Below are 13,600 nucleotides of genomic sequence, written 5' to 3' on the forward strand. Positions count from 1 at the left end.
CCACCTACGGGCACGACGTCGTCTTCCTGAGCGGTGATCTCCAGCAGGGTGCCCGCGACCGGCGACGGGATCTCGGTGTCGACCTTGTCGGTGGAGACCTCGAGCAGCGGCTCGTCGACGGCGACCTCGTCACCGACCGACTTCAGCCAGCGGGTGACGGTGCCCTCCGTGACCGACTCGCCGAGTTCCGGCATCTTCACCGGCGTGCCGTCACCGGACGACGCGGGCGCGGCCTGGGCGGCGGGAGCGGCCTGCTCGGCGGGGGCGGCCTCGGGCTCGGCGGCGGGCGCTTCCTCCGCAGGGACGGGGGTCTCCTGCGCGGGCGCCGCGGCTTCCGGAGCGGGCGCGGGAGCGGAGGAAGCCGCCTCACCGGGCTCACTGATCACGCCGAGCTCGCCGCCGACCTCGACCACGTCGTCTTCGTTGGCGACGATCTTCGACAGCACACCCGCCGCGGGGGACGGGATTTCGGTGTCGACCTTGTCGGTGGAGACTTCGAGCAGCGGCTCGTCGACCTCGACCGTGTCTCCTTCCTGCTTCAGCCACCTGGTCACCGTTCCCTCGGTGACGCTCTCACCAAGAGCGGGCATCTGGACGGAGAAGGCCATGTCCGTTGACTCCTCTGACTGCTCGACGGGGTTCTACAACAGTTGATCTCGCTGCGGACGCCCGCCGCGGGTCGCGACGGGAGTCCGGAAGCCACCGATCATTGTGCGTGGCACCGGAGATCCGTGTGGTTCTTGTACCGCGGTCCATCCTTGCACTCGTTCGCAAGCCATGTAGCACAGGGCGGTCAACTGTGCGGAGCTGGCAGTATGGGAAGACCGGCGGTGAACATTCTCCGGTGCAGGAAAGGAGGTCGGCGTCGTTGGGTTTGCTGGATCGTTTCCGAGGCGGCGTCGCCCGGGGTGGCGGCACTTCACGTGGGGGTTCGGTGTCCGGGCCGGACGCTCGTTATCTGGCCGACTGGGTGCGCACGCATGTGGGCGTCGAGGGCTACATCGAACCGAAGACCACGGTGACAGATGTCACAGTTGTCCTTATTGCCGCGGATGGTGAATGGACACGCCGGATCGTCGGCGAGCGCGGGGCGCAACGGCTTGCCAAGGATTTGCACATCCCCGTCTACGACGTTCGCAAGACCGGATATCCGCAGCGGATGCGCGACTACGACGCCCGCAAGCGGGTGCGGCGGCAGCGTGAGATGGAGCGGGATCTGTACGACCTCTGAGCCGTCGGATTGTCCGTTCCGTCCGATTTTCCGGCGGCTCTCGCGGGCCTGCGAGCCGACTCTCCCGTCTGAAGGATCGACGCGGATCGCAACCCCGCACCGAAGTCTCTTCGGCATAGGAATTCTCGGTCGGCCGACGGGCGCGTGACGAGGACTCGCCCCCGTCGACCGAGCGCGTCGTCCGGGAACTGCCCCCGGACGACGCGCGTGGCGCTCACTCCCCGGCGATGTCCTGGAGCACGGCGATCAGCGTGCGGACCGGGACGCCGGTGCCGCCCTTGCCGATGTAGCCGAACGGACCGCCGGTGTTGTAGGCCGGGCCCGCCACGTCGAGGTGGGCCCACTGCACGTTCTCCGGGACGAACTCCTTGAGGAACAGCCCGGCCGAGAGCATGCCGCCCCAGCGGTGCGGCGCGACATTGGCCAGGTCGGCGATCTTGGAGTTCAGGTCGCCGCGCAGTTCGGCGGGAAGCGGCATGGCCCAGCCGTTCTCCCCGACCTCGCGCGAGATGCGGGCCACCCGGTCGCGGAACTCGTCGGTGCCCATCACGCCGGGCGTGCGGGTGCCGAGCGCGACCATCTGCGCCCCGGTCAGGGTGGCCACGTCGATCAGGTACTCCGGCTCGTCCTCGCTCGCGCGCACGATCGCGTCGGCGAGGATCAACCGGCCCTCGGCGTCGGTGTTGAGCACCTCGACGGTGATGCCGCCGTACTGGGTGAGCACGTCGCCGGGGCGCTGCGCGGTGGCCGACGGCATGTTCTCCGCCATCGGCACCGTCGCGGTCACGGTGATCGGCAGGCTCAGCCGCGCGGCCAGCAGCGTCGTGGCGATCACGGCGGCGGCGCCCGCCATGTCGGAGGTCATGTTCTCCATGTTCTGCGCGGGCTTGATGGAGATGCCGCCGGTGTCGAAGGTGATGCCCTTGCCGACCAGCGCCACCTTCTTCGGGCCGCCCGCGTAGGTGATCCGGATCAGGCGCGGCGGGCGCGAGGACCCCTTGCCCACGCCGAGCACGCCGCCGTAACCGCCCGCTTCCAGCGCCTTCTCGTCGAGCACCTCCACGGTGAGGCCCGCAGCCTCGGCGAGTTCCTGGGCGCGCGAGGCGAACTCGGCCGGGAACAGGTGGCTCGGCGGAGTGTTCACGAAATCCCGTGCCGTGGCGACGGCCTCGGCGGTGAGTTGCGCGCGGAACAAGGCTTCCTCGCCGAATCCCGGCTCGGGCACGAGCAACTCGACGCGGGCCACGGGCCGCTCGTCCGGCTTTGGCGCGGACTTGTCCGAACGGAACGGCGTGAACGAGTAGGCGCCCAGGTAGAAGCCCTCGGCGGTGGCGCCGATATCCAGCCCGGACAGCGTGGTCACCACCAGTTCGGTGCCGGACAGCGAGCGGGCGGCTACCCCGGCCGAACGGCGGATCTGCTCGGCGTCGAGTTTCTCGGCGGAGCCGAGGCCGACGGCCAGGACGCTGGTCACTCCGTCCAGCCCGGCAGGCGCGGGGATGCGGGTCAACTCCTCGGCCTTGCCCTTGGCGCCCACCGCGCCGAGCTGATCGAGCAGTTCCGCGCGCACGTCGGCGGTGAGCACGTCGCCGAACAGGTCCTCGGGCACGATGGCGGGACCGTCCTCCGAGGAGGTCAACCCGATGACGAGCACATCGGTGTCCGCGCCGATGGTCTCGGTGCGTGCCAGTTCCGGTCCGAGCGAGCGATCTGCAACAGCGGTCATTGGCACAGGCTATTCGGTTCGTTCCGGATGGCGCACCGCGACGCCGTCGAGCAGGAGTTCGACCGCGGTCGCGAGCAGGTCGTCGAAGTCCATCTCGAAGCCGGAGTCGAGGTCGGTGAAGTAACGGTGCAGCACGGGCCGCGCTGCCGGGTCGAGCAGTTCGGCGAGTTCGTGGCGCAGCGCGGCCGCCTCGGCGGTGTCGCGCGGATCGCCGAAGCGGTCGGCGCGCTCCGAACTCCACAGCAGCGCGAGCCCTTGGACCAGGCCCGACAGCGCGAGATAGATCGCGAAGCCGGTTTCCCGGGTCAGGCCGGGGTGGTCCAAGGCGGCGAAGTTCCGCTCCAGGACGTCCAGCAGCGCCGGGCCCAGCGGCGGACGGACGCGCGCCAGCAGCGGCAGCATCCACGGATGCCTCCGATAGAGGCGCCACTCCTGGTGCGCCTCGTGTCGTAGCCGGGGACGCCGGCCGACGCACTCCGGCCCTGGCGGCGGGATCTCGTCGAGCACCAACTCCGCCATGCTCGCCAGCAGCGCCTCCCGATCGGGGAAGTGGCGGTAGAGGGTGGCGGTCGCGATGCCGAGGGCGCCGGCCAGGCGACGCATGGTGAGGCCGTCGATCCCGTCGCGGTCGGCCAGCTCCACCGCCGCGCGGGCGATCCCGACGGTGGTGAGCCGCGCCGGACGGGTGGGGCGGCGCACGGGAACGGCCGTGCGGCGGGCGCGATAGGCGCGGGCCTGGCAGGAGCGCGAGCAGTACTTGCGCCGTCGGCCCCGGCTGGGCTGGGCGAGTTCGTCGTGGCAGATCTCGCACGTCATCCGATTTCCGTTTCGACACACGAACAGGTGTGACGAAATAGTAGTGATATGTCTCTGACCTGCCTAGATTCATGCGGGAATACGGTGTTCGCAGGGAAAGGGGAAGCGGATGGAGATCACCGCTCGGCAGGCCGGTGTCCAGGACCGTGACGCGCTGATCGAGGCGTTCGGCATCGCAAGCGCGGACGAAGTGGTGACCGCGTGGGTGCTCGAAGGACAGCCCGATACGGGTGTCCGTACCGCCTTCGTACCCGGTCTGGTCGATCGAGCCCTGCGCGACGACGAGATCTGGGTCGCGGGGGCGGGCGGGGCGATCTGGTCGATGTCGATCTGGCAGCACATCACGTCGGTCGAGCGATTCGCCGACGAAGCCGCCGAGGCGCGGACCATGCTCGAACAGGCGCCCGACCTGCGCGTGGCCCAGCGGCTGGCGATCGTCACCGACCTGCTCGCCCGCGAACACCCCCGCGAGTTCCCGCACCGCTACCTGCAGGTGATCGTCACGGTGCCGGAGCATCGGGGAAAGGGGGCCGGTGCGGCGATCCTCGCCGATCGGCTGAAGGCGGCTTCCGAAGCGGATGTCCCGGCGTTCCTGGAAGCCAGCACCGAACGATCCGCTCGGCTCTACCGCCGCTGCGGATTCGCGCCGACCGGAACGACGCACACCTTGCCGGAGAACGGACCGACCCTCATCCCCATGTGGTTCCGGCCGTAGCGCGTGCGCGCCTCGGACGCCCTGGTCCCGGATAAGCTCGCCTGGTGACCGAGACGAACCTCCTGCAAGGACCCATTCACGCCGCGCACGTCGAGCTGGGGGCGACCTTCGCGCCGTTCGGCGGCTGGGAGATGCCGGTGTCCTACGCGGGCACGGTGACCGAGCATCAGGCGGTTCGCACGACGGTGGGGCTGTTCGACGTCAGCCATCTCGGCAAGGCGACGGTGCGCGGCCGGGGCGCCGCGGCGTTCGTGAACTCGGCCCTGACCAACGATCTCGGCCGGATCCGGCCGGGCAAGGCGCAATACACGTTGTGCTGCGCCCCGGACGGCGGAGTGATCGACGACCTGATCGCCTACTACGTCGGCGACGACGAGATCTTCCTGGTGCCGAACGCCGCCAACACCGCGGCGGTCGTCACGGAACTGCGCGAGGCCGCGCCCGAGGGCGTCACGGTGACCGACGAGCACCGCGACTACGCCGTGTTCGCCGTGCAGGGCCCGCGCTCCGCCGAGGTGCTGAGCGCGCTCGGGCTGCCCACCGACCTCGAGTACATGGCCTACGCCGACGCCGAGTGGGACGGCCGCCCCGTCCGGGTCTGCCGCACCGGGTACACCGGCGAGCACGGCTACGAGTTGCTGCCGCGCTGGGACGACGCCGAGCCGCTGTTCCGCGCCCTGGTCGAGCGGGTGCGCGCCGCTGAAGGCCAAGTGGCCGGGCTCGGAGCCCGCGACACCCTGCGCACCGAGATGGGTTACCCGCTACACGGGCACGAACTCTCCCTGGACATCTCCCCGGTGCAGGCGCGCTGCGGTTGGGCGGTCGGCTGGCAGAAACCGCAGTTCTGGGGGAAGGGCGCTCTGGAACAGGAGAAGTCGGCGGGTCCGCGTCGAATCCTGTTGGGGCTCGAGGCACTCGATCGGGGTGTGCTCCGGCAGGGGCAGACCGTACTGCGCGATGGCGAGCCGGTCGGCGAAACCACTTCCGGCACCTTCTCGCCCACCCTCAAGGTCGGCATCGCGCTGGCCCTGATCGACACCGCGGCAGGCATCGAACCCGGCGCCGAGGTCGAGGTCGACGTGCGCGGCCGCCGCCTGCGCTGCGAAACCGTGCGGCCGCCGTTCGTCCGGACCAGCACCAAGTAACTCGCCCTTCTCCCGGACGGGCAGGCGATCGGCGGCGGGAAGGGGTGTGGACCATGCCGAAATGGCCGGAAACGGGCCGGATAGGATCGTCGGCATGACCGCTGCCGCACAGTTCACCCGTATTCCGCATCCCGCGCCGCTTCCGGCGCAGCGGCGACAGGAGGTACTGGCGGAGCCGGGGTTCGGGCGGTACTTCACCGATCACATGGTCTCGATCGATTACGTCGGCGGCACGTGGACGAACGCGCGGGTGGAGCCCTACGGGCCGCTGGCGCTGGACCCGGCGACCATGGTGTTCCACTACGGCCAGGCCATCTTCGAAGGACTCAAGGCCTACCGGCAGAGCGACGGCAGCGTCTCCTGTTTCCGCATCGACGCCAACGCCGCGCGTTTCCGCCGGTCGGCCCGCCGGATGGCGATGGCCGAGCTGCCGGACGAGCTGTTCATCGAGTCGGTGCGTCAACTGCTCGAGGTGGACCGCGACTGGGTGCCCGCGGCGGGCGGCGAGGAATCGCTGTACCTGCGGCCGTTCATGTTCGCCACCGAGGCCGGGCTGGGCGTGAAGCCCGCCGCGGCGTACAAGTACCTGCTGCTCGGCTCTCCGGCGGGGGCGTACTTCCCGCGTGGCGTCAAGCCGGTGCGGGTCTGGCTGTCCACCGAATACGTGCGCGCCGCGCCGGGCGGTACCGGCGAGGCGAAGGTCGCAGGCAACTACGCCGCTTCGCTGCTGGCCCAGGCCGAGGCGTCGGCCAAGGGGTGCGACCAAGTGGTGTGGCTGGATGCCTGTGAGCGCCGCTACGTCGAGGAAATGGGCACCAACAACCTGTTCTTCGTCTTCGGTTCCGGCTCCGACGCGCGGCTGGTCACCCCGGAACTGTCCGGTTCGCTGCTGCCGGGCATCACCCGCGACTCGCTGCTCACCCTCGCCGCCGATTCCGGCTTCCCGGTGGAGGAACGCAGGATCTCGGTCGAGGAATGGCGCAAGGGCGCCGAATCCGGCGAGATCACCGAGGTTTTCGCGTGCGGAACCGCCGCGGTGATCACCCCGGTCGGCTGGGTCCGTTCCGGTGAGGGCGAATTCACCATCGGAGGTGGCGAGCCCGGTGCGGTCACCATGGCCCTGCGCGACACCCTCACCGGCATCCAGCGCGGCACCTTCGCCGACAAGCACGGGTGGATGCGGCGGATGTGACTCAGCCCGGCATCAGCATGTGCCACTGCTCCAGCGTCTGCGGGCGCATGACGTAGTTTTTGTCCCGGACAGTGGACAGCGCCGCACTGGGTTCCTGCGAGTACCAGTGCCCCGGATAGACCACCGGGTCGCCGGAAAGTCCGGCCAGGTACCGCAGGCTGCGGAACATTTCGTCCGAATCGCCGCCGGGGAAATCGGTGCGGCCGCAGCCGTCGACGAACAGGGTGTCACCTGCGATGAGGCGGTTGTCGAACAGGAAGCATTGACTGCCAGGGGTGTGGCCGGGCGTGTGTAATAGTTCGATGTCGAAGGCTCCGACGGTGACCTTGTCGCCGTGCTCGTGGCCGGTCAGTTCGCTCTCGGCGATCCCGGTGACGTTGGCCACCCACGGCAGCTCATTGGTGTTGACATGCACTGGGACGCTTGTCTTTTCGAGCAGTTCCCGCACGCCGCGCAGGGTGAAGCCGAGCATCGTGCCGCCCACGTGATCGGGGTGGTGGTGGGTGGCGAGCACCCCGCTCAAGCGCAGGCCGTCGCCCTCGGCGATGTCCACCAGATCACCCGCGGCGTAGGCCGGATCGATCACCACGCACTCGCCCGTTTCCCGATCGCCGATCAGATACGCGAAGTTGCGCATCTGCGTCGCGATCGGATCGCCCACGGCGTAGTCGCGTCCCGACAACAGCTGGCGAAAATACAGGCGTTCAGAAGACATACCGCCCACCTTATTGCCCGACCCAGACGATCCGCGCGCCACGGCCGGAAAAATTCCAGTGACCCAGACTCCGCCCCGGGACCGGTCAGCCGGGTTGCACGGCGAGGGACAGCAACACCGCCGTGAGCGCAACCGTGGTCTCGACCGCAGCGCCCAAGACGTCACCGGAGAGGCCGCCGAAACGGCGTGCGCAGTGCCGGACCAGAATCGTCGAGGCAACCAGGCCGAGCGTCACGGCGAGGGGGCCGAGCCACGGGTAGCCCGGGAGGGCGAACACGGCGAGGCCCGCCGCGGCGACGGACCACACGGCGGCGGCGGCGGCCGATTGCGTGCCGGCCACCAGAACGCCGAACCCGGTGCCCGGCGCCGCAGGGACGCCCCGGCAGGCGAGTATCACCGCGACACGGCCGGTCACCACGGCCAGGGCGGCGGCGAACCACCGGCCCGAATCGGCCAAGGACGCGAACGAAAACGCTTGTATGCCGATGACGAATGCGAGCCCGGCGACGCCGAAAGGCCCGGCCCCGCCGCTCTTCATGATCTGCCTGGCCCGCTCAGGGGGTCCATAGCTGCCGAGGCCGTCCAAGGTGTCGGCCAGGCCGTCGAGATGCATACCCCTGGTGATCAACGCCAGCGCGCCGACCACCAGCAGCCCGGCCAGCGGGGCGCTCGCCCCGACTCGGATCAGCGCCCAGAGCAGGCCCGCGGCCCCGGCCCCGAGCAGGGCGCCGACCAGCGGCGCCAGCAGGATCGCACGGCCCGCCGACGCCCGGTCCACGGCATCCGGCCCGCGGACCGGAAGCACCGTGAGCCAGGAAATCGCCAGCCGAACCCCGTTCATGCCGCGCCGTCACTTGCGCAGGTTCGGCGGGGCGATCGCCGGTTCGGCGTCGGCGGTGCTGACACCCGCTTCGCCGAAGGTGGACATCTCCGCGAGCGCGGCCACCGCCGAGCGGAGGATCGGAAGGGCGGTCAGGGCGCCGGAGCCTTCGCCCAAGCGCATGGCCAGGTCGAGCAGGGGGTCCAAGCGCAGGTGTCGCAGCGCGAGCTCGTGTGCCGGTTCGGTGGAGCGGTGACCGGCCAGCCACCAGGCGCTCGCGCCTGCGGCGAGATCCTCGGCGACCATCGCCGCGGCCGTCACGACGACGCCGTCCAGGATGACGGGCGTGCGCCGGGTGGCGGCCTGGGCGAGGAACGCCGCCATCGCGGCGAAGTCGGCGCCGCCGGCCACGCGCAGGAGTTCGACCGGGTCCTTCACCACCGGGCGGGCGCGGCGCATCGCGTCGCGAATGGCGGCGACCTTGCGGATCCATCCGGCATCGTCGACGCCCGTGCCGCGGCCGACCGCGGCGACCGGCTCGGTATTGGTCAGGCTCGCGATGAGCACGGTGGCCGGAGTGGTGTTGCCGATGCCCATGTCACCCGCGATCAGCAGGTCGGCGCCCGCGTCGATCTCCTCGTCGGCGATGGCGCGGCCCGCCTCGATCGCCGCCTGGACCTCCTCGGCGGTGAGCGCGTCCTCGCGATCGATCGCCCCGCTGGAGCGGCGCACCTTGTGCTTGGACACCTGCGGGTCGGTATCGGCATCGACCGAGATGTCCGCCACCCGAACCGTCGCGTCCGCCACCGCCGCCAGTGCGTTCACCGCGGCGCCGCCACCCAGGAAGTTCGCGACCATCTGCGCGGTGACCTCGCTCGGATACGCCGACACCCCGTGCCGCGCGATGCCGTGATCCCCGGCGAAGACCACCACCCTGGCGCGCTCGAACTGCTTCGGCGGGCAAGTGCCCTGGCAGGCCGCCACCCAGTTGCCGAGTTGCTCCAGTCGGCCCAACGCGCCGGCGGGTTTGGTCAGCTGCGCTTGCCGTTGCTCGGCCGCCGCACGAAACTGTTTGTCCGGAGGCGCTACCGGTCCGAATCCGTGCGTCACTATCGAGCCTTTCGGTCATGGCGGTTCCGCCGACTACGCCGCCCAATCTTGCCATTGCCCCTTCGCGCCGCGTGACCTCACAGCATCGTGGTCTCGCGGGTTACTTGAGACGGAGGGGGAGACCCGCTACGACCAAGAAGGCCTCGTCGCAGATCTGGGCCAGGCGTTGGTTGAGGGTGCCGATCTCGTCGCGGAAGAGGCGGCCCGACCGCGTGGCCGGGATGACGCCCATGCCTACCTCCGGGCTGACGATCACGAGATCACCGGTGTAGGCGGCGACGGCCGCGACCAGTGCGTCGGTGTCGGGGGAGACCGTGCCCCGCGGGGATTCCCAAGCCTCGCGCGCGTCGATGCGGGCGGTCAGCCAGGTGCCGATGTCGTCGATCAGCGTGACCGCGGGCGGCGTCGTCATGAACGCGGTGAGAACCGCTGTCGGGTCCGCGCTTTCGATGGTCGACCAACCGGCAGGGCGACGGCCGCGGTGCTTGGCGATGCGCTCGGCGAAATCATGGTCGGCGGGATCGGGCACCGCGGTCGCGAGATAGCGCACCGGGCCGCCCGCCTGCACCGCGAGGTCCTCCGCGAACGCCGACTTCCCTGACCGCGCGCCACCCAGAACGAGGGTGCTGCGAAGCGCGGGCGAGAAACTTTCCGACACGGATGCACGGTATCAATCGAACCGCGGGTTGCCGCGCGACTCCCGGCACGCGCCGCGCCCCAGGGTCTGCGATCAGTCGGATGCTTCCGTGCTGCGCCCGAAACGGCGGCGGTACTCGGTGGGGGCGATGCCGACGAGGCGTTGGAAGTGGTGGCGCAGGAGTGCGCCCGAGCCGAAGCCGGAGCGGGCGGCGATGTGTTCCAGGCCGAGGTCGGTTTCCTCGAGCAGTTGCTCGGCCAGCAGCACGCGCTGGTTGGTGAGCCATTTCACCGGGGTGGTTCCGGTCTCGGCGGCGAATCGGCGCGCGAAGGTGCGGGTGGACATGTTGGCCCGCGTGGCCAGGTCTTCCACCGTGTGCGGCAGGTCGAGGTGCTCGTTCATCCATTCCAAGGTGGGGATGAGGCTGTCGGAGGTGCAGGCCGCGACGGGGCGTTCGATGAACTGGCGCTGTCCGCCGTCGCGCTGCGGGGGGACCACCATCCGCCGCGCGATCGCGTTGGCCACGCCGCTGCCGAGCTCGCGTCGCACCAGGTGCAGGCAGGCGTCGATACCTGCGGCGGTGCCCGCGCTGGTGATCAGGCCGCCCTCGTCGACGAACAGCACGTCCGGATCGACGGTCGCCTCCGGGTACTCGGCGGCGAGTTGCTCCACATAGCGCCAGTGTGTGGTGCATTTGCGGCCGTCGAGCAACCCGGCAGCCCCGGCCAGGAACGCTCCGGAACACACGGTGAGCACGGTCGCCCCGGCGGCCGCCGCATCGCGGACGGCCGTGACGACCCGTTGGTCGAATCCCTGGTCGGCCGCGGCGGCCGGGATGGCCACCAGATCGGCCGCCGCCAGTTCCTCCAGCCCGTACTCCGGCGTGACGGTGATACCGGGGCTGGTCGAGCGCAGCGGGACGCCTGGCTCGGCCCCGCACACTCGGAAATCGAAGGCGGGCAGTCCGTCGGCCGTGCGGTCGAGGCCGAAAACCTCACAGACGACCCCGAATTCGAACATGGCCATGCGTTCGGACAGCACCACGGCGACCTTCGACAGCATGCCGCCAGTCTAATGGCCGTATTTTTACGAACTATGTCAGTACCGCCACTTTCGGCAGTAAATCAATGACCGCAAACTTACTGCCATGGTTACTTTCCTCATCACCCTGGCAGTCATCGTGGCCTTCGCCACAGTCGTCGCCCGCGGCACCGACCGCGCGGGCTCCTCGCAGGTGATCGACCGCGACGCACAGCGCATGCACTCCGAGCTGACCGCGATACTCGCCCGGAACACCCACCACCGCTGACCGGCCCGCCGAGCGAAACGCCACAATGCGCAGCCCACTGCCGAGCGCCGCTCGAAGCGCCGCTTGTGCGCCGGGTCCCCGACGAACCCGTTCAGTGCGCCGCAGCCGGAGGGTTGGAAACGACGTGGTCACCGCACCCAACCGCGAGGCTCACAAACAAACGCGCCCAGCGCACCCCAACCACGTCTTTCGAGCGAAGCGAGACCGAGCATGCGCCGTTCGCGGCCCGGCTCGCGTGTGCGCGGCCGCCGCGTCCGCGACGAAGTCGCCAGCGGCGGCCGCGCACACGCGAGCCACAAAAGGGCCGCGAACACCCAGCGCCGCAGGCGCTGGAAAAATTACACAGCGTCGCCCGGGTTGACCCGCGGCTTGGGGGCGCGCATCTTGCGGATCTGGGAGGCGCGGACGAAGGCGTACCAACCGAGGCGGTACCCGCCGTCGGTGGTCTCCGGGAAACGCTCCCTGACCCGGTTGTTCACCACGCGGCCGAGCAGGACGCCCTCGATGCCCATGAACAGCATCATCACCAGCATGGCCAGGGTGACGACGGTCTGCAGCGCGGGCGCGAGGAACATCGAGAAGATCAGCACCAGCGCCATCGGCATGAACAGGCCGACCAGGTTGCGCCGGGCGTCGACGATGTCACGGACGAAGGCCCGGACCGGACCCTGGTCGCGGGGCGGCAGGTACTTGTCCTCGCCCGCGAGCATGCGCTCCCGTCGATCCGCGGCGGCCTCCCGCCGCTTCGCGGCCGCCGCCTTGCGCTCTTCCTTGGTGCCCCGCACGGCCTTGCGCCGGGCGCGGGCCTCCTTCGCGGTGAGCGGAGCGGGTGCTATCGGGCCGCGTCGCTTGCCTTGCGCGTCACGGCGTTTCGGGGTGGGACGGCCCTTGCCCGCGGTGGCCGTGGCCGCCGCGCGGGTGGTGCCCGCGGCCGAGTCACCGTTCGTGACCACCGTCGATTCGGCGGTCGCGTCGGTGGTGCTGGACTCGCCGCGACGGAACAATTTCACACCGACCAGGCTATTCGATGGGTAGCGCGGCGAGAAATGCGGTCCGATTCGCCGGGAGTGTGCGGGGTCACGGAGGTTGCGCGTCACCGCGGGCCGGGTGGTGGCAAGATGGAGGAATAGCAGCCTGCCGAGTGGTGTTTACCGACACGACCCGTGCGCTGTTCACGGGTTGACCACAGGTTCCTCGAGGAGAGTTCATGACTGTGCAGAACGAGACCGCCACCCACGGTGTGACTCTGACCGACGCCGCCGCCGCGAAGGCGAAGGCACTGCTGGACCAGGAGGGCCGCGACGACCTGGCGCTGCGCATCGCGGTGCAGCCGGGTGGTTGTGCGGGCCTGCGTTACCAGCTGTTCTTCGACGACCGCTCGCTCGACGGCGACCTGACCGTCGACTTCGGTGGCGTCACCCTGGCCGTCGACCGGATGAGCGCGCCGTACGTGCAGGGCGCCTCGATCGACTTCGTCGACACCATCGAGAAGCAGGGCTTCACCATCGACAACCCGAACGCCACCGGCTCCTGCGCCTGCGGCGACTCCTTCAACTGAGGTAGTAGCGTCCAGGCGCGATCGCGGAGATCGGCCGCGTTCGATCGGAACAACTGATCTCGTAAGGACATGGGTAACTCGTCGGGAACACCCAGGACCCGAGCGGCACTTACGCAAGACCTGCACGCAAATCCGGTGCCGCCCAACTAGTACGGCCTGAAGACCCGGAGAGGTGGCATCAGCTACGGTGAGATCGGGACTCGCGTCCCGGTCTGCACCGCCTGCCGCCTACCGTTGAAGGGGCTCAGCCACGTGTCCATAGCCGTTTCCGCGTCCATTGCGACCGACCACCTCATGCGTTTTCCCGGACGGTTCGCCGACGTACTGCTGGCCGATCAGCTCGACCACGTGTCACTGAGCTTCCTCGTCGACGATCTGCAGATCCGTCGCGGAGGCGTCGGTGGCAACATCGCGTACGCCATGGGCCTGCTCAATCGCACGCCCCTGCTGGTAGGTGCCGTCGGCGCCGACTTCGGTGAGTACCGCGCCTGGCTGGAGAAGCACGGGGTCGACTGCTCCACCGTGCTGGTGTCCGAGCGCGCGCATACCGCGCGTTTCGTCTGCACCACCGACGAGGACATGGCCCAGCTCGCGTCGTTCTACCCGGGTGCGATGAGCGAGGCCCG

16 protein-coding genes are annotated in these 13,600 nt (G+C 69.7%); 7 read left to right on the forward strand and 9 right to left on the reverse strand.

Going from position 1 to position 13,600, the window contains the following annotated elements; all coding sequences use genetic code 11:
• The coding region (locus ON21_RS08615) for a biotin/lipoyl-containing protein (RefSeq protein WP_039797018.1) at positions 1–608 on the reverse strand (608 nt) is incomplete at its 3' end.
• A gap of 260 nt (positions 609–868) precedes the next feature.
• On the opposite strand from ON21_RS08615, the gene ON21_RS08620 reads away from it, so the two are divergent.
• On the forward strand, positions 869–1,231 hold the full coding sequence (locus tag ON21_RS08620; RefSeq protein WP_039797020.1) for a hypothetical protein: 363 nt from the start codon (positions 869–871) through the stop codon (positions 1,229–1,231).
• A gap of 214 nt (positions 1,232–1,445) precedes the next feature.
• Here the strand turns inward: ON21_RS08620 and ON21_RS08625 are convergent, their stop codons facing one another.
• A complete protein-coding gene (locus tag ON21_RS08625) occupies positions 1,446–2,957 on the reverse strand; it encodes a leucyl aminopeptidase (protein WP_039797022.1) in 1,512 nt (503 codons plus the stop codon).
• Between the two features lie 9 nt (positions 2,958–2,966).
• Positions 2,967–3,773 (reverse strand): TetR/AcrR family transcriptional regulator, encoded by an 807-nt coding sequence (locus ON21_RS08630; RefSeq protein ID WP_039797024.1) that lies wholly within the window; start codon positions 3,771–3,773, stop codon positions 2,967–2,969.
• Positions 3,774–3,882: 109 nt separating this feature from the next.
• On the opposite strand from ON21_RS08630, the gene ON21_RS08635 reads away from it, so the two are divergent.
• The 3 genes from ON21_RS08635 (at position 3,883) to ON21_RS08645 (ending at position 6,825) form a co-directional block, all read left to right on the forward strand.
• On the forward strand, positions 3,883–4,488 hold the full coding sequence (locus ON21_RS08635; protein ID WP_039797025.1) for a GNAT family N-acetyltransferase: 606 nt from the start codon (positions 3,883–3,885) through the stop codon (positions 4,486–4,488).
• 44 nt (positions 4,489–4,532) lie between these two features.
• Positions 4,533–5,633 carry a glycine cleavage system aminomethyltransferase GcvT gene (gene gcvT / locus ON21_RS08640; protein ID WP_039797026.1) on the forward strand — a complete coding sequence of 367 codons (1,101 nt, stop codon included), beginning with the start codon at positions 4,533–4,535 and terminating at the stop codon, positions 5,631–5,633.
• Between the two features lie 94 nt (positions 5,634–5,727).
• The gene (locus tag ON21_RS08645; RefSeq protein ID WP_039797034.1) at positions 5,728–6,825 is read left to right on the forward strand and encodes a branched-chain amino acid aminotransferase; all 1,098 of its coding nucleotides are present in this window, start codon (positions 5,728–5,730) and stop codon (positions 6,823–6,825) included.
• Position 6,826: 1 nt separating this feature from the next.
• Here the strand turns inward: ON21_RS08645 and ON21_RS08650 are convergent, their stop codons facing one another.
• The 5 genes from ON21_RS08650 to ON21_RS08670 all read right to left on the reverse strand — a co-directional run bounded on the left by ON21_RS08650 (position 6,827) and on the right by ON21_RS08670 (position 11,169).
• Entirely contained in the window at positions 6,827–7,540 is a 714-nt protein-coding gene (locus ON21_RS08650; protein WP_039797027.1) for an MBL fold metallo-hydrolase, read from the reverse strand.
• An 85-nt stretch (positions 7,541–7,625) separates the two neighbouring features.
• Positions 7,626–8,381, reverse strand: coding sequence for an adenosylcobinamide-GDP ribazoletransferase (locus ON21_RS08655; protein ID WP_039797028.1), 756 nt, complete (start codon positions 8,379–8,381; stop codon positions 7,626–7,628).
• Positions 8,382–8,390: 9 nt separating this feature from the next.
• Positions 8,391–9,470, reverse strand: coding sequence for a nicotinate-nucleotide--dimethylbenzimidazole phosphoribosyltransferase (cobT, locus tag ON21_RS08660; protein WP_039797029.1), 1,080 nt, complete (start codon positions 9,468–9,470; stop codon positions 8,391–8,393).
• 100 nt (positions 9,471–9,570) lie between these two features.
• Positions 9,571–10,128 carry a bifunctional adenosylcobinamide kinase/adenosylcobinamide-phosphate guanylyltransferase gene (gene cobU / locus ON21_RS08665; protein WP_039797030.1) on the reverse strand — a complete coding sequence of 186 codons (558 nt, stop codon included), beginning with the start codon at positions 10,126–10,128 and terminating at the stop codon, positions 9,571–9,573.
• Between the two features lie 72 nt (positions 10,129–10,200).
• Complete coding sequence (locus ON21_RS08670) at positions 10,201–11,169, reverse strand: helix-turn-helix domain-containing protein (RefSeq protein WP_039797031.1); 969 nt, start codon at positions 11,167–11,169, stop codon at positions 10,201–10,203.
• Positions 11,170–11,254: 85 nt separating this feature from the next.
• Here ON21_RS08670 and ON21_RS38290 point away from each other — a divergent pair, with 85 nt between their 5' ends.
• Positions 11,255–11,416 carry a hypothetical protein gene (locus tag ON21_RS38290; RefSeq protein ID WP_157170766.1) on the forward strand — a complete coding sequence of 54 codons (162 nt, stop codon included), beginning with the start codon at positions 11,255–11,257 and terminating at the stop codon, positions 11,414–11,416.
• Positions 11,417–11,754: 338 nt separating this feature from the next.
• Here ON21_RS38290 and ON21_RS08675 read toward each other — a convergent pair whose 3' ends face one another.
• The gene (locus ON21_RS08675; protein ID WP_039797032.1) at positions 11,755–12,426 is read right to left on the reverse strand and encodes a DUF3043 domain-containing protein; all 672 of its coding nucleotides are present in this window, start codon (positions 12,424–12,426) and stop codon (positions 11,755–11,757) included.
• Between the two features lie 197 nt (positions 12,427–12,623).
• Here ON21_RS08675 and ON21_RS08680 point away from each other — a divergent pair, with 197 nt between their 5' ends.
• Both ON21_RS08680 and ON21_RS08685 read left to right on the forward strand, forming a co-directional pair.
• Positions 12,624–12,974 carry a HesB/IscA family protein gene (locus ON21_RS08680; protein ID WP_039797033.1) on the forward strand — a complete coding sequence of 117 codons (351 nt, stop codon included), beginning with the start codon at positions 12,624–12,626 and terminating at the stop codon, positions 12,972–12,974.
• Positions 12,975–13,226: 252 nt separating this feature from the next.
• A partial coding sequence (locus ON21_RS08685; RefSeq protein ID WP_039797035.1) for a PfkB family carbohydrate kinase occupies positions 13,227–13,600 on the forward strand: 374 nt, incomplete at its 3' end.

This window comes from Nocardia araoensis NBRC 100135, from assembly GCF_000308435.1.
Classification (GTDB): Bacteria; Actinomycetota; Actinomycetes; order Mycobacteriales; family Mycobacteriaceae; genus Nocardia; species Nocardia araoensis.